Origin of the sequence: Streptomyces sp. NPDC052299 (assembly GCF_040679335.1) — a bacterium.
GTDB lineage: Bacteria > Actinomycetota > Actinomycetes > Streptomycetales > Streptomycetaceae > Streptomyces.
The window spans coordinates 41,169-62,224 of the sequence record NZ_JBFAUP010000006.1; the positions used below are offsets into that span (position 1 = coordinate 41,169).

At 73.8% G+C, this 21,056-nt stretch carries 15 protein-coding genes; 9 read left to right on the top strand and 6 right to left on the bottom strand.

Annotated elements, in window-relative coordinates; all coding sequences use genetic code 11:
* Window positions 1-68: 68 nt before the first annotated feature.
* Both AB0L33_RS12030 and AB0L33_RS12035 read right to left on the bottom strand, forming a co-directional pair.
* Window positions 69-710, bottom strand: a complete 642-nt coding sequence (locus AB0L33_RS12030) for a TetR/AcrR family transcriptional regulator (protein ID WP_030915445.1) — start codon at window positions 708-710, stop codon at window positions 69-71.
* A 168-nt stretch (window positions 711-878) separates the two neighbouring features.
* Window positions 879-1,094, bottom strand: a complete 216-nt coding sequence (locus tag AB0L33_RS12035) for a hypothetical protein (protein ID WP_073964092.1) — start codon at window positions 1,092-1,094, stop codon at window positions 879-881.
* 110 nt (window positions 1,095-1,204) lie between these two features.
* Here AB0L33_RS12035 and AB0L33_RS12040 point away from each other — a divergent pair, with 110 nt between their 5' ends.
* The 7 genes from AB0L33_RS12040 (at window position 1,205) to moeZ (ending at window position 9,877) form a co-directional block, all read left to right on the top strand.
* Window positions 1,205-2,170 (top strand): alpha/beta hydrolase, encoded by a 966-nt coding sequence (locus AB0L33_RS12040; RefSeq protein WP_365680236.1) that lies wholly within the window; start codon window positions 1,205-1,207, stop codon window positions 2,168-2,170.
* Window positions 2,155-3,483: a DUF3152 domain-containing protein gene (locus tag AB0L33_RS12045; protein ID WP_365680238.1), complete on the top strand. Its 1,329-nt coding sequence runs from the start codon at window positions 2,155-2,157 to the stop codon at window positions 3,481-3,483. Before AB0L33_RS12040 ends, AB0L33_RS12045 begins: the two co-directional genes overlap by 16 nt.
* Before the next feature lie 180 nt (window positions 3,484-3,663).
* Window positions 3,664-5,409, top strand: coding sequence for a glycosyltransferase (locus AB0L33_RS12050; RefSeq protein WP_365680240.1), 1,746 nt, complete (start codon window positions 3,664-3,666; stop codon window positions 5,407-5,409).
* Between the two features lie 52 nt (window positions 5,410-5,461).
* Window positions 5,462-6,664 (top strand): hypothetical protein, encoded by a 1,203-nt coding sequence (locus AB0L33_RS12055; RefSeq protein WP_365680242.1) that lies wholly within the window; start codon window positions 5,462-5,464, stop codon window positions 6,662-6,664.
* Between the two features lie 159 nt (window positions 6,665-6,823).
* Window positions 6,824-7,789: an NAD-dependent epimerase/dehydratase family protein gene (locus AB0L33_RS12060; RefSeq protein WP_365680244.1), complete on the top strand. Its 966-nt coding sequence runs from the start codon at window positions 6,824-6,826 to the stop codon at window positions 7,787-7,789.
* The gene (locus tag AB0L33_RS12065; RefSeq protein WP_365680246.1) at window positions 7,777-8,613 is read left to right on the top strand and encodes a spherulation-specific family 4 protein; all 837 of its coding nucleotides are present in this window, start codon (window positions 7,777-7,779) and stop codon (window positions 8,611-8,613) included. Before AB0L33_RS12060 ends, AB0L33_RS12065 begins: the two co-directional genes overlap by 13 nt.
* A gap of 85 nt (window positions 8,614-8,698) precedes the next feature.
* Window positions 8,699-9,877 (top strand): adenylyltransferase/sulfurtransferase MoeZ, encoded by a 1,179-nt coding sequence (gene moeZ / locus AB0L33_RS12070; RefSeq protein ID WP_365680248.1) that lies wholly within the window; start codon window positions 8,699-8,701, stop codon window positions 9,875-9,877.
* Between the two features lie 62 nt (window positions 9,878-9,939).
* Here the strand turns inward: moeZ and AB0L33_RS12075 are convergent, their stop codons facing one another.
* The 3 genes from AB0L33_RS12075 to AB0L33_RS12085 form a co-directional block, all read right to left on the bottom strand.
* Complete coding sequence (locus AB0L33_RS12075; RefSeq protein WP_365680250.1) at window positions 9,940-11,457, bottom strand: alpha/beta hydrolase; 1,518 nt, start codon at window positions 11,455-11,457, stop codon at window positions 9,940-9,942.
* A gap of 71 nt (window positions 11,458-11,528) precedes the next feature.
* Window positions 11,529-13,130: an alpha/beta hydrolase gene (locus AB0L33_RS12080; RefSeq protein WP_365680252.1), complete on the bottom strand. Its 1,602-nt coding sequence runs from the start codon at window positions 13,128-13,130 to the stop codon at window positions 11,529-11,531.
* A gap of 95 nt (window positions 13,131-13,225) precedes the next feature.
* Window positions 13,226-15,943, bottom strand: a complete 2,718-nt coding sequence (locus tag AB0L33_RS12085; RefSeq protein ID WP_365680254.1) for a lysylphosphatidylglycerol synthase domain-containing protein — start codon at window positions 15,941-15,943, stop codon at window positions 13,226-13,228.
* A gap of 221 nt (window positions 15,944-16,164) precedes the next feature.
* On the opposite strand from AB0L33_RS12085, the gene AB0L33_RS12090 reads away from it, so the two are divergent.
* Together AB0L33_RS12090 and AB0L33_RS12095 are read left to right on the top strand one after the other, a co-directional pair.
* Window positions 16,165-16,533, top strand: a complete 369-nt coding sequence (locus AB0L33_RS12090; RefSeq protein ID WP_365680255.1) for an MGMT family protein — start codon at window positions 16,165-16,167, stop codon at window positions 16,531-16,533.
* Window positions 16,534-16,797: 264 nt separating this feature from the next.
* Complete coding sequence (locus AB0L33_RS12095) at window positions 16,798-20,124, top strand: ATP-dependent DNA helicase (protein ID WP_365680258.1); 3,327 nt, start codon at window positions 16,798-16,800, stop codon at window positions 20,122-20,124.
* Here AB0L33_RS12095 and AB0L33_RS12100 read toward each other — a convergent pair whose 3' ends face one another.
* Window positions 20,125-21,030, bottom strand: coding sequence for an SAM-dependent methyltransferase (locus AB0L33_RS12100; protein WP_365680260.1), 906 nt, complete (start codon window positions 21,028-21,030; stop codon window positions 20,125-20,127).
* Between the last annotated feature and the right edge of the window lie 26 nt (window positions 21,031-21,056).

The window sequence follows — 21,056 nt, forward strand, 5'->3', positions numbered from 1 at the left end:
CCCGCTGAGGGGACTCGTCAGGGCTCCCCGGGGCACGCCCGCAGCGAACACGGGACGCCGCCGGGCGGTCAGTGCTGGTCGATGCCGTGCAGGGGGAAGCCGGCGATGCCGCGCCAGGCCAGCGAGGTGAGCAGCTGGACCGCGGTGTCGCGCGGGATGGCCGACTGGCTCGACAGCCAGTAGCGGGCGACCACCTGGGACACCCCGCCGAGGCCCACCGCGAGGAGCATGGACTCGTCCTTGGACAGGCCCGTGTCGCCCGCGATCACGTCGGAGATCGCCTCGGCGCACTGGAGCGAGACCCGGTCCACGCGCTCGCGCACGGCGGGCTCGTTGGTCAGGTCGGACTCGAAGACCAGCCGGAAGGCGCCGCCCTCGTCCTCCACGTACGCGAAGTACGCGTCCATCGTCGCGGCGACGCGCAGCTTGTTGTCCGTGGTCGACGCCAGCGCCGTGCGCACCGCCTGGAGCAGCGACTCGCAGTGCTGGTCGAGAAGGGCCAGGTAGAGCTCCAGCTTGCCCGGGAAGTGCTGGTAGAGCACCGGCTTGCTGACCCCGGCGCGCTCCGCGATGTCGTCCATCGCCGCGGAGTGGTAGCCCTGCGCGACGAAGACCTCCTGCGCGGCTCCCAGCAGCTGGTTGCGTCGGGCGCGGCGGGGCAGGCGAGTGCCCCGCGGGCGCGCCGCCTCGGTCTGCTCGATGGCTGTCACGCCGCCTCCCAAATTCGTGGTCCGACACAGCCGTTCCGTACGTGCCGCGCCATACCGACATCGTACTTTTGGGTAACCCCGGTATGCGCGGCGCGGACGCAGAATTTCACGGACCGGACGGCTGCGGTAGCCGCAGATCGCCCCTCCTCGTGCGCAGAGCGGGACGTATCAGCGGTAATCGTCCTCGTCCTGCGGAACCACGCGGGCCTGATCCGCCGCGTCCGCCTCGCTGGCGCCGCTGCGGTCGAGGTCCGTGAGCGGTTCGTCGCTCTCCGGACGGAGGTCGGTGTGCTGCTCGGCGGCGTCCGCCTCGGGCGTCTCCTGGTCGGGCTCGTCCGGCTGGACGTCCTCGAAGGTCTCCGGATCCCTCGGGTCGACCGTCATGGTGACTCCCTTCCTCGGTTCGAGCCTAGGAGGTACCCCGTAAAGCCGCTATGCGATCGTGTGACGGCGAACACATGAACCCCGGTGTGATCATCTCGTAACATTGCCGCATGTCTTCGACCGAGCTGCCGGGAGTCCGCGCCGCCGCCGCGGCGGTGTCACCCACGGTGAGCGCCGTCAGGGTCGCGGAGGGGGAGCGGCTGCGCTCCGTCGAGCTGCCCGGGCTGACGCTCACCGTCCGTTCCCGGCCGTCCCGGGGCCCCGGGCTGCCGCCCGCCCTCTTCGTGCACGGCCTCGGCGGCTCCTCGCAGAACTGGTCGGCCCTGATGCCGCTGGTCGAGGACCTGACCGACTGCGAGGCGGTCGACCTGCCGGGCTTCGGCGACTCGCCGCCCCCGGACGACGGCAACTACTCGGTCACCGGGCACGCCCGCGCGGTCATCCGTCTCCTGGACGCCCAGGAGCGCGGCCCGGTCCATCTGTTCGGCAACTCGATGGGCGGCGCGGTCGCCACCCGGGTCGCCGCGGTCCGCCCCGACCTGGTGCGCACGCTCACGCTGATCTCGCCCGCGCTCCCGGAGATCCGGGTGCAGCGCACGGCCGCCCCGACCGCCCTGCTCGCACTGCCGGGCGTCGCATCCCTGTTCGCCCGGCTCTCCAGGGACTGGACCGCGGAGGACCGCACCCGCGGAGTCATGGCACTCTGTTACGGCGATCCGGCACGGGTCTCCGAGGCGGGCTTCCGCGACGCGGTGGCCGAAATGGAGCGCCGGCTGGAACTGCCGTACTTCTGGGACGCCATGGCGCGTTCCGCCCGTGGCATCGTCGACGCGTACACGCTGGGCGGACAGCACGGGCTGTGGCGCCAGGCCGAGCGGGTGCTCGCGCCGACCCAGCTGGTGTACGGCGGACGGGACCGGCTCGTCTCGTTCCGGATGGCCCGCAGGGCGTCCGCGGCCTTCCGCGACGCGCGCCTGCTGACACTGCCCGATGCCGGGCACGTGGCGATGATGGAGTACCCGGAGGCAGTCGCCCAGGCGTTCCGGGAATTGCTCGACGAATGCGGCGGGAGCTGATCCAGGGCGTGGGACGACACAGCCGGAGGGGCCCCGGGCCCAGCGCGCCCGCGACCGGGCAGGCGGAGCCGGACGAGGCGGGGCGCGAGGCCACCCGGCCCGTCGCCGGCACCGGACGGCGCAGACGGCAAACGGGACCGGCACCCTTCGGGGGAACGCCCGAGGTGCGCGGCGGCCACCCCGAACAGCGGGAACCCGGCGGCGGCTGGGGCGCGGGCCCCATGCGCGCCCCTTCCCGCCCCGGCCTCCAGGGGACCGCGCCCGGCGTACGCCCCGGCGCTCCGCGCCCCCCGCACCACCAGCAGCCCGCCGCCACCCGGCCGCCGATACCGGGCCCGCGGCGCGAGTTCGTCGAAGCCTTCGACAACCCGCCCGCCCCGCCCGCCCCGCACCTGCGCGATCCGGTGGCCGAGGACCCGTACCGCTCCGTCACCGACTGGGACACCCGTGGGCCGGAGACCCGGCAGGACGAGGAAGCGGTCCCGGCCAGGGCGAACAAGGGCGGCAAGGGCCGTACGTTCACCGGTGTCGCGGCCGCCGCGGTGACCACCGTCCTCGCGGTCGTCGTGGCCGGGCAGGTCGCCCACGACAGCACCTCGGGGAACGGTGCCGCGCAGGCCGCGGGGATCGACCGGGACGACGCGGACGACGCCTCCCGTTCGGACAGCCGTACGACCCCCTCGCCCGAGGCGGCGGCCGTCAAGCCCCCTACGTATGAACAGAAAATGGCCAAGCCCTATCCGCTCTCGCCGGCGCTGACGGGCTCGGGGAAGTTCGAGACCGTGCCCGGCTCCGCCGAGGCGCCCGGCAAGGGGACGGTCCACCGCTACCGGATCGACGTGGAGAAGGGCCTCGGGCTGGACGCCCAGCTGTTCGCCCAGGCCGTCCAGAAGACCCTCAACGACGACCGGAGCTGGGCGCACGACGGCGACATGACCTTCGAACGGATCTCCCAGGGCGATCCGGACTTCGTCATCACGCTGGCCAGCCCCGGCACCACCGGCACGTGGTGCGCCAAGTCCGGCCTGGACACCATGGAGGACAACGTCTCCTGCGACTCGGCCGCCACCGAGCGCGTGATGATCAACGCCTACCGCTGGGCCCAGGGTTCGGCCACCTTCGGACCGGACAAGCTGTACGCGTACCGGCAGATGCTCATCAACCACGAGGTCGGCCACCGGCTCGGCCACAACCACGTGAGCTGCCGGACGGAGGGCGCGCTCGCGCCGGTCATGCAGCAGCAGACCAAGACGCTGGATCTCGACGGCATCAAATGCCGCCCCAACCCGTGGGTGTACCCCACCACTGAGTAACCCTCAGTTGCCTTAGCGCGACAGAACGCTATTCCGCCGGGAAAGTTACGCCGGTTCACCCCTTTCGGTGGCGCGACGGACAACCGTCCGTCGCGCCACCGGCGTATCCGCTTACGGTCGTCCCGCCGCGAGTCGCCGAAGGAACGGCGGCCGCTCACAAGGGAGATCGGGGGTGCGCTCGTGCGGATCGGACTGCTCACCGACGGTGGTTATCCGTACGCGACCGGTGAGTCCAGGCTCTGGTGCGACCGGCTCGTACGCGGGCTCGCACAGCACGAGTTCGACCTCTTCGCGCTCAGCCGCTCCGCCGAACAGGAGGCGGCCGGCTGGGTCCGGCTCCCTCCCCAGGTCGCCGGCGTGCGCACCGCACCCCGGTGGACCGCCGACGAGGAAGCCCTTGGTCTCCACGCCCCCCGGGGACCGCTCGCCCGGCTGCTGACCGGCGGGGGCGCGCGCATGTACGCCCGGCGCGAACGGCGGCGCTTCGCCGCGCACTTCGCTGACCTCGCGGCCTCCGTCTGCACCGCCGCGGGTCCGGAGCGCGGCCGTAAGGGCACGGGCCACGCGGAAGAGGGTGCCGAAACCCGCCTCATGGACGAGCGGTTCACCCGCGGCCTCTACGGCCTCGCCGAACTCGCCTGGGAATACGGCGGGCTGCCCGCCGCCCTGCGCTCCGAGACGGCCGTGCGCATCCTGGAGGCCGCCTGCCGCGCACCCGGCACCGGACGCACCGTGCAGAACGCCACCGTCACCGACCTGCTCGCCTTCACCGCCGAGCTGGACCGGGTGCTGCGCCCCCTCTCCCTCGACTGGTACGAGGAGGACGGCCTCGGCGCCGTGGACCTCTGCCACGCGACGGCGGGCGGTGCCGCCGCGCTCCCGGGTCTGCTGGCCAAACGCTTCTTCGGGGTGCCGCTGCTGGTCACCGAGCACTCCGTCCGGGTGCGGGCCCACTACCTGGCGTCGGGCGGCGCGCCGGCCGGCGCACCGGTGCGCGCCCTCCTCGCCAACCTGCACGGACGGCTCGCCACAGAGGTGTACCGGCAGGCCGCGCTCATCACCCCCGGCAACACCCACGCCCGCCGCTGGCAGGAGCGCTGCGGCGCCGACCCCGCGAAGCTGCAAACCGTGTACCCGGGCATGGAGGCGGCCCGGTTCGCCGCGCTCGGCGAGCGCGAGGACGACGGCGGGCCCGACACGCTCGTCTGGGTCGGCCGCATCGAGCCCGCCAAGGACCTGACCGGCCTCCTGCACGCCTTCGCCGAGGTGCGCCTGGCCGAGCCGGACGCCCGGCTGCGGATCATCGGCGCCCCGGCCCCGGGCCCGGCGGGCGCCGCCTACCTGGCCCGCTGCCGCGACCTGGCCGCCCAGCTCTTCCCCGAGGAGGACGCGGTCGGCTTCGAGGAGATCGGCGGGCCCGAGGTCCCGGAGCTCGCCCAGGCCTACGCGGCGGGCGGGGTGGTGGTGCTCTCCAGCGTGGTCGAGGGCTTCCCGATCAGCCTGGTCGAGGCGATGTTCTGCGGCCGGGCCACGGTGTCGACGGACGTCGGCGCGGTCGTCGAGGTCATCGGCGGTACGGGGCTCGTGGTCCCGCCGCGCAACCCACGGGCGCTCGCGGACGCCTGCGTCGCCCTCCTGCGCGACCCCGAGCGCCGTGCCCGCCTGGGCGCGGCGGCGCGCGCCCGGGCGCTCGAACTCTTCACCGTCGAACAGAATCTCGCCGCCTTCCACGGGATCTACCTGGAGCTGATCGCGCGGGCCCCGGTGCGCGAGAGGCCCCAGCCCGCCCCGCACGACGGCCCGCGCCCCTTCGCCACCCCGCCGGAGGCCCACGTCCTGGACCACTGGCCGGAGCCGGCGGGAGCGGAGCGCGCCGACCGCGACCGCACCCCCAGCTGGGCGGGCGCCGGGAGCGGCGATGCGTAGCCACGAGACGGCCGGCCCCGTACCGGGCGGACAGCACCACGGAGGAATGACGATGAGCCGCGAGGGCCACCAGGGGGACGCCGCATCCGCGCCGGAGCTCGCGTCCGCGGACGCGCCCGCGCGCGCCCCCGAAGTGGCGCACGCGCACCCCGCCTCCGCCCTGCGCAAGGCGGCCCTCGGCCGGCGGGGGACCGCCGACCCGGTGCGGGCGCTCATGCACCGTCACCGGGAGCTGTGCGAACGGGCCGTCGACCCGCTGGAGATCGCAGCGGGACTGGAGGCCCACGGGGTCACCGACCGCACCGCCGCCCGCTACCGGCACCGCGACGTGTTCTCGCTCGCCGAGGAGCTCTTCGCGCGGGTCCCCGCGGTCGCGGGGGAGCCCGTCGCGACCGGCCCCGCTCCGGCGCGCGACGTCACCACGCGCGCCGCCTGGTCCCTGCGCGCCCTGCTGCCCGGCGCCGCCTGCCTCGCGACCCTGGTCGCGCTCGGGCTGACCGACGGGGTCCTCGGCGGCGACGCCCGCCTCGCCATCGGCTCCGCCGGGGCGATCCTCGCGCTCGTCGGCCTCGCCCTCGCCCTGCGCACCGGCCCGCTCAGCGCCCGGAAGGGGAGGGGGTCGTCCGGCGCCGTCGCGCTCGGCGCCGGCTGGCTGCTCGGCTACGTCCTGTACGGCGACGACCTGCTCCACCAGGTCCTCAGCGGCGGCCCCGAGGGCCCCTGGACGATGACCCCGGCCCCCCTGCTGGGGCTCGCCGTCGCGGTGGCACCGGCCGCCTGGTGCGCCCACCTCTTCGCCCTGGCCGCACACCGCCGCCTGCACGGCAGCCACGCGCTGGAGGAGTTCGGGGCGGGCGCGCGCCCCCTGCTCTTCGGCGTCGTCGCGCTCTTCGCCGGTGCCCTCGCCGTACTGCTGTATCTGGCCCGCCTCGGCTTCGGCACCGGCGGCTCGCCGGCCGGGGCCGCCGCCCTCGGGATGCTGCTCCTGCTGGCCCGCCTGCTGACCGTCCACGGCTTCCCGGAACCCGCCGCCACCGGAATCGCCGCCGCCTGCGCGATGGAGGCGGCGGCTCCCGCCCTGATCCTGGCCGGGCGGCTGCCCGGGCTCGACGCGGTCGCCCGCCCCGTCGACGCCCTCATCGGGGCGGCGGGCCCCGGGGCCGTGCCCGTACTGGCCTGCGGCACCGCCGCGTTCGGCCTGCTGATCACCGCCGTCCTGGCCCTCTCCCGGGCATCCGCCCACGCCGCCCCCTGAGGCGGCCCCCCTTCCCCGCGGAGCCGACGCCGCGGACCGTCACCACCCGAACCGTACGCAGCGACGCGTACGGGACAGCCCTCAAGGAGACACCGACATGACCCGCCAATCCCCCGCACCGGCAGCCCGCCGTCGGCCCTCAGGCCGGGGCGGTGCGCGATGAGGGTGCTGCTGCTCGGAGCCAACGGATTCATCGGCCGGTTCGTGGCCGACCGGCTGCTCGCCGACCCCGCCGTCCACCTCACGGCCCTCGGCCGCGGCGACGACGCCGACGTCCGGTTCGACCTCGCGACCGGAAGCCCCGGAGCGCTCACCCGCTTCCTGGACGCCGTCCACCCCGGGGTCGTCGTCAACTGCGCCGGCGCGACCCGGGGTGGCGCGCGCGACCTCACCCGGCACAACACCGTCGCCGTCGCCACCGTCTGCGAGGCGATGCGGCGCAGCCGCTGCACCGCCCGCCTGGTCCAGGTCGGCTGCGCGTCGGAGTACGGGCCGTCCCAGCCCGGGTCCTCCACCGCCGAGGACGCCATCCCGCGCCCCGGCGGCCCCTACGGCGTCAGCAAGCTCGCCGCCACCGAGCTCGTCCTCGGCTCCGGCCTCGACGCGGTCGTCCTGCGGGTCTTCTCACCGGTCGGCCCCGGCACCCCGGCCGGTTCCCCGCTCGGCCGGCTCGCCGAGGCGATGCGCCGCACCATGCAGGCGGGGGACGGCGAGCTCAAGCTCAGCGGCCTCGGCGTGCAGCGGGACTTCGTGGACGTGCGCGATGTGGCGCGGGCCGTCCACGCCGCCTCGCTCTCCGCCGCGCAGGGCGTCGTCAACATCGGCACCGGCCGGGCCGTCCGGCTGCGCGACGCGGCGGCCGTCCTCGCCAAGGTCGCCGGATACGCCGGAGTGCTCCACGAGCTGGACACGCCCCCCGCCCGCCTCCCCATCGGCGCGCCCCGCACCTCCACCGAGTCGGTCATCGAACACCTCTCGGCCACCCCGTCCCCGTACCCGGACGGCTGCGGCGCCTGGCAGCAGGCCGACGTCCGCACCGCGCGGGACCGGCTCGGCTGGCGCCCCCGGATCAACCTGGAGGAATCGCTCGCCGACATCTGGATGGAGGCGGCGTGCCGTATCTGACCAGTACCGGCACCGCCCGGCGCGGCAGCGGCGCCGACCGGCTCGGAGTCGGGGTCCCCGGATACGCCCACCCGCTGCTCGCCCCCGCCGAGTGGGCCGAGCTGACCCGCCCCGGCACCCCGCTGCACTGGGCCGTCCTCAACATCGACAACGGCCCCGGCAGCCGGCCCGACCCGCACTGTCTGGAGGCGGCCGGACGGCTGCGCAACGCCCGCGCCCGCGCACTGCGCGAGGGCGACCCGCTCGACGCGGTACGGGCGTCCGGCGGCCGGCTGCTCGGACAGCTCGACCTCGCCCACGGCACCCGGCCGTTCGGAGAACTGCTCGCCGACGCCCGGTCCTATCTGGACTGGTACCGGGTGGACGGCTTCTACCTGGACCGCTGTCCGGCCGGACGCGCCGAGCTGCCGGCCGTCCGACGGCTCACCGGCACCCTGCGGGCCTTCCTCGGGAAGGACCACGGGCACCTCGTGCTGGGGCACGACACCCATCCGTATCCCGGTTACGCGGAGACGGGGGACCAGCTCGTCACGTTCCGGGGTGCGTGGAGCGACTACCGCTGGTCGCAGGTGGCGGAGTGGACCGCGGCCTATCCGCCCGGCCGCTTCGCGCACTTCGTGCACGGCGTTCCGCGGACGCATCTGGAGGAGGCGATGCGCATCGCCCGCTGGCAGGGCGCCGGGACGATCTTCTTCACCGACCGCGGCGGCCGGTCCGGTCCGGGGAACGGCCGGAACGGCGACGGACAAAGCGACCCATTCGCGGCACTGCCCAGGTACTGGGACGAAATCGTCTCGCGGATCGGACCCGGTATCTCGGAATGAGAGGGGGCGTGGCAGTGTTACGGGAAGAACAACCGTACGTAGTCGAAGTACGTAGAAACCGACCACCTGCATTGTTGAGGTTCCTGTGTCGCTGCCACCCCTGGTCGAGCCAGCTGCTGAGCTCACCGTCGACGAGGTCCGCAGGTACTCCCGCCACCTGATCATCCCGGATGTCGGGATGGACGGGCAGAAGCGGCTGAAGAACGCGAAGGTGCTCTGTGTCGGCGCCGGCGGCCTCGGTTCGCCGGCCCTGATGTACATGGCCGCCGCCGGTGTCGGCACGCTCGGCATCGTGGAGTTCGACGAGGTCGACGAGTCGAACCTGCAGCGCCAGGTCATCCACAGCCAGGGCGACATCGGCAAGTCCAAGGCCCAGTCGGCCAAGGAGACCGTCCAGGGCATCAACCCCCTGGTCAAGGTGGTCCTTCACGAGGAACGGCTCGAAGCCGAGAACGTGATGGACATCTTCTCCCAGTACGACCTGATCGTGGACGGCACGGACAACTTCGCCACCCGCTACCTGGTCAACGACGCCGCGGTCCTGCTGAACAAGCCCTACGTGTGGGGCTCGATCTACCGCTTCGACGGCCAGGCGTCCGTGTTCTGGTCCGAGCACGGTCCCTGCTACCGCTGCCTCTACCCGGAGCCGCCCCCGCCGGGCATGGTTCCGTCCTGCGCCGAGGGCGGCGTCCTCGGTGTGCTCTGCGCCTCCATCGGCTCGATCCAGGTCAACGAGGCCATCAAGCTGCTCGCCGGCATCGGCGACCCGCTGGTCGGCCGGCTGATGATCTACGACGCCCTGGAGATGCAGTACCGCCAGGTCAAGGTGCGCAAGGACCCCGACTGCGCGGTCTGCGGCGAGAACCCCACCGTCACCGAGCTCATCGACTACGAGGCGTTCTGCGGCGTCGTGTCGGAGGAGGCCCAGGAGGCGGCGGCCGGTTCGACCATCACTCCGAAGCAGCTCAAGGAGTGGATCGACGCCGACGAGAAGATCGAGATCATCGACGTCCGCGAGCCGAACGAGTACGAGATCGTCGCGATCCCGGGCTCCCGGCTGATCCCGAAGAACGAGTTCCTGATGGGCAACGCCCTCCAGGACCTCCCGCAGGACAGGCGCATCGTCCTGAACTGCAAGACGGGTGTCCGCAGTGCGGAAGTCCTCGCGGTCCTCAAGTCGGCGGGCTTCGCCGACGCGGTCCACGTGGGCGGCGGCGTGATCGGCTGGGTCAACCAGATCGAGCCCGAGAAGCCGGTCTACTAGAGCGTCCCGAAGGGGCCGGTCCGCATCACGCGGGCCGGCCCCTTCGGCGTTCCGGGGCGCCGCTACGAGCAGGTCGTGCCGTCCGCCGGGACCTTCCCGTCCAGGAAGTACGCGTCCACGGCCGACGTCACACAGCGGTTGCCGCCGTACGCGCCGTGCCCCTCGCCCTTGTTGGAGAGCAGCACACCGACGCCCTCGCCCAGCTCGTCCGCCATCCGGCGGGCGCCCTCGTAGGGCGTGGCAGGGTCGCCCGTCGTGCCCACGACCAGGACCGGACCGGCGCCCGGAGCGCTCGCCTCCGGGTCGTCGTGCTCGCCCGCCACCGGCCAGCCGGAGCACCAGCCGGCCGTGTCCCAGGCCAGGAACGGCCCGAAGACCGGGGACAGCTTCTCGAACTCTGGCAGCAGCGCCTTCGCCTCGGCCGCCGTGGGGCGCGCCTTGCTGTCCGCGCAGGAGATGGCCCGCTGCGAGTGGTTCTGGGTGTCGTAGTGGCCGTTCTCGTCCCGGCCGTTGTACGAGTCGGCGAGCTGGAGCAGCAGGGCGCCGCTGCCGGCCTCGGCCTCGTCCAGGGCGCGGGTGAGGGTGGGCCAGCTGTCCTCGGAGTAGAGGGGGGTCACGATGCCGGTGATCGCCAGCGACTCGTTGAGCTCGCGGTCCGTGCCGGTCGGCAGCGGCTCGGCGTCGATCCGCTTCAGCAGCGCCGCGATCCTCCGGGTGCCCGCCTTCGGGTCCTGTCCGCGGTCCTCGAGGTAGTTCTCCAGGGCCCGCTGGAAACCGGTCGCCTGGTTGCGCGCGTGCCCGGTGGAGTCCGCGGTCGGGTCGACGACCGCGTCCAGGACCGTACGCCCCACCCGCTTGGGGAAGAGGTGGGCGTACGTGCCGCCCAGCTCGGTGCCGTACGACATGCCGAAGTACGTCAGCTTCTCGTCCCCCAGGGCCTGGCGGATCAGGTCCATGTCGCGGGCGGCGTTCGTCGTGCCGACGTACGGGAGGACCTTGCCGGACAGGCGTGCGCAGCCGGCCCCGAAGTCGGCGCCGTCCGCCATGAACGCCGCCTCCTCGGCCGCGGTGTCCGGGGTCATGTCCACATTCTGGTACGCCTTCTCCTGCGCCTTGTCGTCGCGGCACCGCACCCCGGCGCTCTGCGCCACCCCGCGCGGGTCGAAGCCCACCAGGTCGTAACGGGAGTTGAGGGTGGTGTACCCGGCCGCCGCGCGCGGCAGGATCGAGACGCCGGAGCCGCCGGGCCCGCCGAAGTTGAAGAGCATCGAGCCCAGGCGCTTGGACTTGTCCGTGGCCTCCTTGCGGATCAGGGCGATGCCGATGGTGTCGCCCTTCGGCTTCGCGTAGTCCAGCGGCACCCGCACCGTCGCGCAGCGCCACTCGGAGCCCGGTGCCTCGCCGCCCTCGGGGGCCTCGCAGCCGGTCCAGTCCAGGCGCTGCGAGGCGGGCGACGAGGCGGCGCCGTCGTCCGCCCGCCCGCCCGGCTTGTCGTCCGTACCGTCCTCGCAGCCCGCGAGCACCCCTGTCAGCAGCAGTGCGGCGGCGGCCAGTGCCCCGGCCCGTGCGTGTGCGACCACGTGTGCGTTCCCTCCCCGTCGAGCGCTGCCCGTACGGCAGTTCGCCCATCGTAGGGGGGCCGCGCGCGGGCTCAGCCGCAGACGGTCCCGGCCTCCGGGGTCCGGCCGTCGAGCAGATAGCCGCCGACCGCCTTCTGCACGCAGGCGTCCCCGCTGTTGTACGCGCCGTGGCCCTGGCCCTTGTACGTCATCTGCACGCCGACGTCCTCGCCCAGCTCGTCGGCCATCGCCTTGGCGCCCTCGTACGGGGTCGCCGGGTCGCCGGTGTTGCCGATGACGAGGATGGGGGCGGAGCCCGGCGCGCTGACGTCGGGGGTCTTCCAGGTGCCCTTGACCGGCCAGTCGGTGCAGCCCATCAGGCCCCAGCCCAGGTAGTTCCCGAAGACCGCCGAGGCGTCGCGGAACTCGGGGAGCTTCGCCTTCGTCTGCTCCAGCGTGAACCGCTCGCGCGAGTCGGCGCAGCTGATCGCGGAGTAGGCGGCGGCGGAGTTGTCGTAGCGCCCGTTCGCGGAGCGGCCGTTGAGGGAGTCGGCGAGCGCCAGGAGCAGGGAGCCGTTTCCGCCGTCGGCCTCGTCCACCCCCTGTTCCAGGAGCGGCCAGGTCTCCTTGGAGTAGAGGGCCGCCGCGATGCCGGTGGTGGCCTGGGTCTCGGTCAGCTTGCGGGCGCCGATGCCCTTGATGGGCTTCTTCTCCAGCTCGTCCAGCAGGGAGGCGATGCCCTGCTCGATCTCCTTCGCGTCGGAGCCGGGCAGCTTGCAGGCGTCGCCCCGGTCCGCGCAGTCCTCGGTGAAGTTGTCCAGCGCGAGCTGGAAGCCCTTGGCCTGGCTCAGCGAGGACTGCTCGGCGTCCTCGGTGGGATCGACCACCGCGTCCAGGACCGCCCGGCCGACCTTCTTCGGGAAGAGGTGCGCGTAGACGCCGCCCAGCTCGGTGCCGTACGAGATGCCGAAGTAGTACAGCTTCTCGTCGCCGAGCACCTGGCGCATCAGGTCCATGTCGCGGGCTGCGTTGGTGGTGCCGACGTACGGAAGCTGCTCGCCGGACCGCTTCTCGCAGGCGGCGGCGAACCGCTTGGTGTCCTGGACGAACGCCTTCTCCTCCGCCGCGTCGTCCGGGGTGCCGTCCTCCTGGTAGCGGGCGTCCAACTGCTTGTCGGTCTCGCACTCGACGCCGTCGCTGTTCCCCACGCCGCGCGGGTCGAAGCTCACCAGGTCGTACCGGGCGCGCAGTTTGTCGTACGCCGTGCCGAACGCGGGCAGGGTCGCGACGCCCGAGCCGCCGGGGCCGCCGAAGTTGAAGATGAGCGAGCCGATCCGCTTCTCCGTGCTGACCGCCTTCGCGCGGATCAGGGCCAGCTCGATGGTGTCGCCGTCCGGCTTCGCGTAATCGAGGGGGGCCTTCATGGAGGCGCACTCCCAGTTCGCCCCGCCGGGCAGCGGGGACGGCGGGTTTCCGCCGCCCTGGGCCTGGGAGGGCGCGGGGCACTTCTTCCACGTCAGCTTCTGGGAGGCGAGGCCGGACGACGGGCTGCCGGTGGTGGCGTTCGCGGCGCGGGCCTGGCTCGTCGGGCCGGTGGCTTCCTTGTCACCCCCGTCCGCGCAGCCGGCGAGGGGGAGCAGCACGGTCACGGTGGCGGCGAGGGCAGCGGCGCGCAGGGCGGGGGAGGTCCTCATCGCTCCATGCTGCGGTGGCGCCGGGGCACGCGCACGGGGTGCCGGTCCAAGTGGGTGGCCCGTGCACGCAGGCTCTCCCGGTCAGCGCCCGGGGTTCAGAGCTGCCCCTTGCGGGTGAGGTGGTTGAAGCACAGCCAGCCGGGAAGGACGGGCAGCCACAGGGTCATCAGCCGGAACAGCAGCACCGCCGGGGCGGCGACCTCCTTCGGCAGCCCGACCGCGATCAGACCCAGCGTCAGCGCGCCCTCGACGGCGCCCATGCCGCCGGGCGTCGGCGCGGCCGAGCCGAGCGCGTTGCCGGCGAGGAAGACCACCGCGATGCTCGCGTAGCTGAGGTGCGGGGTGTCCGGTCCGCTGAACGCCCGGACCGAGGCGTCCAGGCACATCACGAAGACACCGGTCAGCAGCAGCATCCCGCCGATCCCGGTGAGCAGCTTCTGCGGGCGCTGCACCACGTCGAGCATGCGGGGCACGACCCCGGCGAACAGCGACCGCACCCGGGTCACCACGAACTTCCGCAGGAACGGGATGGCGGTGACCACGAGGACCAGCACGGCGACCGTCAGCAGCCCGGCGATCACGGTCCTGGACGGGGTGAGCGAGGACGGCGTCTTCTCGGTGCCGGTCAGATAGCCGAAGGCGCCCAGCAGCAGGATGTGGCAGCCCAGCCCGAACAGCTGGGACGCGCCCACACTCGCCACCGCGAGACCGGGGCGGACCCCGGACCGCTGGAGGAACCGGGTGTTCAGCGCCACCCCGCCGACCGCCGCCGGGGCCACGATCTTCACGAACGACCCGGCCACCTGCGCGAGGACGGTCCGGCCGAAGGACACCCGCTCGGGCACGAAGCCGAGCAGGCTCATCGCGGCGGCCACGTAACTCAGCGCCGAGAAGCCGAGCGCGGCGGCCACCCAGCCCCACTCCGCCTGCTCCACGACCGCCCCGAAGTCGGCCTCGGTGACCTGTGAGATCAGGAAGTACGCGGCGATGGCACCGGCGATGAAGCTGATCAGGGTGCGCGGCTTGATGCGTTCCAGGCGGACCGGCTCGACCGGCGCCTGCGGGCGGATCAGCAGGACCTCCCGGCGGATCTGGGAGAGCAGATCCTCCTCGCGCGCCTCTTCGAGGGCGTCGTCCATGGCCCGCTTCTCGGCCTGCTTCTCGGTGCGCAGCGACTTGCGCGCGTTCTTGCGGTCGCCCTTCCTGGACAGCTCCGCGCCCTCGGCCCGGGCGCGCTTGGCCGCGTCCGACGCTTCGAGGACGGCCTCGCGTTCGCGCTGCGAGCGTTCCCGGGCGAGCCTCCGCAGCTGCGCCCGGGTGGAGCGGCTGAGCGCGATCGGCTGGAGGAGGGGCAGACAGTCGGCGACCGCGTCGGGGCCGAGCACGGCGAGCGCGGCGGACACGGCCCGTTCGGGGCCCACCCGCAGCCCGGTGGTGGTCAGCAGCTGCGCGACGTCCATCCGCAGGACCAGGTCACCGGCCGCGATCTCGCCGCCGCGCAGGTCGGTCACGAACACCGTGCCGAAACGATCCACCAGTATGGCGTCGCCCGTGAGCCTGCGGTGCGCGATCCGGCGCGACTGGAGGGCCTTGACCTGCTCCCACGCCCCGCGCACCAGATCGTCGGTGATCTCGGCGTCCTCCAGGGCGTCCAGCGTCCGGCCGCCGATGTGCTCGTAGACCAGCATCACGGCGTCCGGGCCGAGCTCGGAGGTGGCGATGAGCTTGGGCGCGTTGGCCCCGGCGGCGATGGCCGCGTACGCGAGCAGCGCCTCCTGCTCCAGGGCCTGGCGCAGCGACTGGATGGACCGCCGCTGGGTGATGCCGCGCAGGGTGAGCCTGCGCCACACCCGGTAGAAGAACCCCTGGGCCTGTTGTTCGCGGTCCACGACGGTCACGTCCAGCGGTGGCCCGTCCTCCAGGGAGACCAGATAGCGGCGCCCCCGGTCGCTCTGGTCGCCGGCGTCGGGCGCGTCGTCCGCCCGCATCGCGGTCACCGGCCGGAAGCCGACGTGCCGCAGACCGGCCATCAGGTGCTGGCCGGTCGGGCGGACGTTCGGCGAGCCGACCGCGTACAGCGTGCCGTACGCCACCGTCCAGCCGATGAGCACCGTGAGCACGATGGAGAACGGGGTCGTGTAGCCGCCGACCAGCATCGCGAAGGCGTCCAGCAGCAGCACCACCCACAGCACGACCCGCCAGCGCGGCCGTCTCGCCATGCCGACCGCGGTCATGTACGCGATCACGGGCGCGAGGTAGCCGTGCACCGGATCGGTGACCACGTCGCCGGGCTGCGGCTGGGTCAGCGCGTCCCGGATGGTGCCGGAGGCGGACTTGGCGACCCACAGGTCCGCGGCGAGCGTCACCCCGTGCGCCAGCACCGCGGCCAGCACCCCGTCGGCGATCCGGAGCCCGTCGCGTTTGATCAGCCGCTCGATGGCGAAGGCGACCGGGACGAGCAGTACGGCGATGCTGGAGACCAGCCCGGCGAGCTTGATCACCAGGTCGGGGGCCTGGCCCGTGCCCTTGTTGATGTCCTCTTCGAGACCGGTGGTGGTGCCGTGGGCGAAGGCGGCGACGGAGAACAGCACGACGACCGCCAGCACCCCGATGAGCAGGCGCAGCAGGTCGGAGGGGCGGTGCACCCGGGCGGGCAGCAGCGGTTCGTCACCGGAGACGCGCTCGGCCTGCGACGTCCCGGAGCCGGCGAGGGTCGATCCGGCCAGGGTCTCCGCGTCCGTGCCCGGCTCCCGCCGGGGGCTGTCCGGACGCGGCTCGGCATCGGAGGCGTCGGCCGCCTTCGGTGGCTGCACGCCCTGCTCCTTCGTCGCCTCTGATTGGTCTTCGTGTTCTCGTATCACCGGTCACCGCCCGCATGATGGTGGCACGGCCGATGGGCGCAAGGGGGCATCAGGGTGCGATGCGGGGGCGTGCGATGCGCAACATACGCTCCTTTCCCGCCGTGCGCACGCTCCGTGTGCGCGCGAACACGGCGCGGCCGGGACTGTCGGTGGGGTGAGGCAGGATGGGGCGGATGAGCGAACACCCGACGGGCGACGCGCTGCCGGAGTACGCGGAGCGCGTGCTCGACGTCGCCGACCTGATCCCGCCCGGCCGCGTCATGACGTACGGCGACGTCGCGGAGTGGCTGGACGAGGGCGGCCCGCGCCAGGTCGGCCGGGTCATGGCGCTGTACGGCAGCGCGGTGCCGTGGTGGCGTGTGGTACGGGCCGACGGCAGGCTGCTGCCCGGCCACGAGCTGCGCGCCCTGGACCACTACCGCGCGGAGAACACCCCGCTGCGCGAGGCCCCCGCGAGCGCGGAGGGCCACCTCCCGCGCCTGGACATGCGGCGCGCGCGATGGGACGGCGTGACGGGCGGCGGTGGGGGAGCTCACACCTGACAGCTTCGGCCATGGGGAGGCGGAACGGGCGGATCCGGCTCCGTACGGTGCGCGGCGCGCGGCCCGGTGCCGGGCGGGCGGCGGTCCGGCCGCGCCCCGGGCCCCCGGGCGCCGACGGCCGTCCGGGACCGTGCGGCCGGAAGAACGTGACGATCCCCGCAGCCGTCCCGCCGCATTCGGCGGGCGCGCCGGAGTAGCGTCTTCAGTTCGCGGCGGACGCCGCGCCCTCACCACCCGTACACCCACCAGGACCGGCGAACCCACGTGAGCACCTCCTCCACCACCCGGCACAGTCCTCACCGTCGCGCACGGCCGGGGACCACGGGCCCGTACCGGCTGGTGCGCACCCTGCCGGGTTCGGTGGAGCCCCCTCTCCTGGACGCGGCGCAGCGCGCGGTGGTTGACCACCCGGGCGGCCCGCTCCTGGTTCTCGCCGGACCCGGTACGGGCAAGACGACGACGCTGGTCGAAGCCGTCGCCGCGCGCGTCGCCCGGGGCGCCGACCCGGCCCGCCTGCTGGTCCTCACCTTCAGCCGCAAGGCCGCCGTCGAACTCCGCGACCGGATGGCCGCCCGGCTCGGCGCCGCCCGGGGACCGCAGGCCACCACCTTCCACTCCTTCTGTTACGCCCTCGTCCGCGCCCACCAGGACGCCGACCTCTTCGCGGACCCGCTGCGGCTGCTCTCCGGCCCGGAGCAGGACGTGACCGTCCGCGACCTCCTGGCCGGCCAGCTCGAACTGGAGAAGGAGGGCCGCCCGCACATCAGCTGGCCCGACGAGCTGCGCGCCTGCCTGACCACGCGCGGCTTCGCCGACGAGGTGCGCGCGGTGCTCGCCCGCAGCCGTGAGCTGGGCCTCGGCCCGGACGCCCTCGCCGCCTTCGCCCGGCGCACCGGCCGCCCCGACTGGGGCGCAGCCGCCCGCTTCCTCGCCGAATACCTCGACGTGCTGGACGCCCAGGGCGTACTGGACTACGCGGAGCTGGTGCACCGCGCGGTGCTGCTCGCGGAGCGCCCCGAGGTGTCGGCGCGGCTGGCGGGGGCGTACGACGCGGTCTTCGTGGACGAGTACCAGGACACGGACCCCGCCCAGGTGCGGCTCCTGCACGCGCTGGCCGGCAACCGGGGCAGCAACCCGGGGGGCGGCGGCGGGCGGGACCTGATCGCCTTCGGTGACCCGGACCAGTCGATCTACGCGTTCCGGGGCGCCGACGTCAACGGCATCCTCGACTTCCCGGAGACGTTCCGGCGCGCGGACGGCGCGCCCGCCCCGGTCGGCGTCCTCACCACCTCGCGCCGCTCCGGCGACCGGCTGCTCGCCGCCACCCGGCTGCTCACCCGTCGCATGCCGCTCACCCGGCTGCCGTCGGCGAAGGTCCGCGCCCACCGCGAGCTGCGCGCGGTCCGCGAGGGCGGCGACGTCGAGGCGTACACCTATCCGACCGCCTCCACGGAGCTGGACAACATCGCGGACCTGCTGCGCCGGGCGCACCTGGAGGACGGGGTGCCGTGGTCCGAGATGGCGGTGCTCGTCCGCGCCGGAGGCCGCACGCTGCCCTCCCTGCGCCGGGCCCTGACCTCGGCGGGCGTCCCGCTGGAGGTCGACGGCGACGACCTGGCCCTGCGCCACGAACCGGCGGTCGGCCCGCTCCTGACGGCGCTGCGCGCGGTGGCGGAGGCGGCGGTGCGCGGCACGGCTTCCGACGAGGCGGGGGCCCCCTGGCTCGACACCGAGACCGCGCTGACCCTGCTCGCCTCGCCCCTCGGCGCGATGGACGCCGCCGATCTGCGCCGCCTCGGCCGTGCCCTGCGGGACGAGGAGCGCGCCGCCGGGAACAAGGTCCCCGCGCCCTCCGGCGCACTGCTGGCCCGGGCGCTCGCCGAACCGGAGCGCCTGGTCACGCACGATCCGGCGTACGCCCGGGGCGCCCAGCGCCTCGGCGCGCTCCTGCGTACCGCCCGCGAGCTCCTGGAGGCGGGCGGCACCGCCGAGGAGGCCCTGTGGGAGCTGTGGTCCGGCACCCCGTGGCCGGGCAGGCTGGAGCGGGCGGCCCTGCGCGGGGGCACCGCGGGGCGCAACGCGGACCGCGACCTCGACGCGGTGTGCGCGCTGTTCGAGACCGCCGCCCGCGCCGAGGAACGCACCGGCGGCCGGGGCGCCCTCAACTTCCTGGAAGAGGTCGACGCCCAGGACATCGCGGCCGACACCCTCTCCCGCCGCGCGGTCCGCCCGGACGCCGTCCGGCTGATGACCGCCCACCGCTCCAAGGGCCTGGAGTGGCGCCTCGTCGTCGTCACGGGCGTCCAGGAAGGGCTCTGGCCGGACCTGCGCCGCCGGGGCTCGCTCCTCGAAGCGGACCGGATCGGCCGCGACGGGCTCGCCGAGCCGCTGACGCCGGGCGCCCTTCTCGCGGAGGAGCGGCGGCTGTTCTACGTGGCGGCGACCCGGGCCCGCGAGCGCCTGGTCGTCACGGCGGTCAAGGCCCCCGCCGACGACGGCGACCAGCCCTCCCGCTTCCTCGCCGAGCTGGGCGTCGAACCCCGTGACGTCACCGGCCGCCCGCGCCGCCCGCTGTCCGTCGCCGCGCTCGTCGCCGAGTTGCGCGCCACCACGGTCGACCCGGCCGCGTCGGACGCGTTGCGCGGGGAGGCCGCCCGCCGCCTCGCCCGGCTCGCGGCGCTCACCGACGACGACGGCCAGCCGCTCGTACCGTCCGCGCACCCGTACCGCTGGTGGGGCCTGTACGAACCGACCCGCTCGGCCGTGCCGCTGCGCGACCGGGACCAGCCGGTCACCCTCTCCGGCAGTGCGCTCGACCAGCTCGCCAACACCTGCGCGCTCCAGTGGTTCCTGGGCCGCGAGGTGAAGGCCGACGCGCCCGCGAGCGCCGCCCAGGGCTTCGGGAACGTCGTCCACGTCCTGGCCGACGAGGTGGCCTCCGGCCGTACGCCCGCCGATCTGGCCGTCCTCATGGAACGGCTCGACTCGGTCTGGGACGGGCTCGTCTTCGACGCCCCCTGGAAGTCGCGCCAGGAGAAGGAGCAGGCCCGCGCCGCCCTCGAACGCTTCCTGCGCTGGCACGTCATGGACCGGGCGGGGCGCACCCCCGTCGCCAGCGAGCACGACTTCGACGTGACGCTGGCGGCCGGGGAGTACGAGGTGCGCATCCGGGGCTCCATGGACCGCGTCGAACGGGACGCCGAGGGCCGGGCCTACGTGGTCGACTTCAAGACCGGCAAGCAGTCCCCGACGAGGGACGAGGTCCACCGGCACCCCCAGCTCGCCGTCTACCAGCTGGCGGTACGGGAGGGCGCGGTCGACGACGCCTTCGGCGGTACGCGGCCGGAGCCCGGCGGCGCCGAACTCGTACAGCTGCGCCAGGCCGCGCCCAAGAAGGAGGGCGGCGATGCCGCGCCCAAGGTGCAGGCGCAGGCGCCGCCGGACGGCGAGTGGGTCTCCGACCTGCTGGCGACCGCGGCGGGGCGGGTCCTGGACGAACGCTTCACGCCGACGACCGGCCAGCACTGCGGCCACTGCTCCTTCAAGGCGTCGTGCAGCGCGCAGCCCGAGGGCCGGCACGTCGTCGAGTGATCAGTGCTTGCGGGCCACCAGGCCGTACACACTGACGTCGGCGTCGGTGACGTCGTTGATGTCCTGGTAGCGCGTGCGGTCCAGCTCGTCCAGGCCCGCCACGAACTCCGGGTCCGGGTTCTCGGCCTCCGGCAGGTCCACCACGTGCTCGGGGCGCCAGCGGTGCACGGGGACGATGCCGGGTTCGAGGAGTTCCAGGCCGTTGTCGGTGACGAACCGTTCCATCTGGGCGTACGAGCGCCGCACCATGGCGAAGCCGCGCTCCCTGAAGCCCTTGGTGATGCTGCCGACCTGCTCCGGGTTGAGGTCCGAGCTGACATTGCTCAGGACGAGGACGCTGCCGGGGGCCAGCGCGTCGACCAGCCGCTTCACGACCGGGTAGGCCGTCTCGTCCTCGATGAAGTGGGTCACGGCGGCGAGGACCAGGGCGACCGGCCGGCCGAAGTCGAGCGTCCGGCGGGCGGCCGCCAGAATCCGGTCCGGCTCCCGCAGATCCGCCTCGATGTAGTCGGTGCGGCCCTCGGGGCCGCTGGTGAGCAGGGCCTGCGCGTGCACGAGGACCACCGGGTCGTTGTCCACGTAGACCACGCGCGACTCGGGCGCGATGCCCTGCGCGATCTGGTGCACGTTCGCCTGCGTCGGCAGCCCGGTGCCGACGTCCAGGAACTGCCGGATGCCGTCGCTCGTGGCGAGCGTCACCGCCCGCCGCATGAAGTCCCGGTTGTGCCGCACGGTGAGGTAGCCGCGCGGATTGGCGGCCAGCGCCATGGCAGCGGCCTCGCGGTCGGCCGGATAGTTGTCCTTGCCGCCGAGGAAGACGTCGTAGACCCGCGCGGGATGCGCCTTCGTCGTGTCGATGCGCTTCCTGAGCTCGCTGGCGTCAGGGGCGGGTGCGTCGGCGCTCATATGACCGTCCTCGTAAGGCTGTTGGT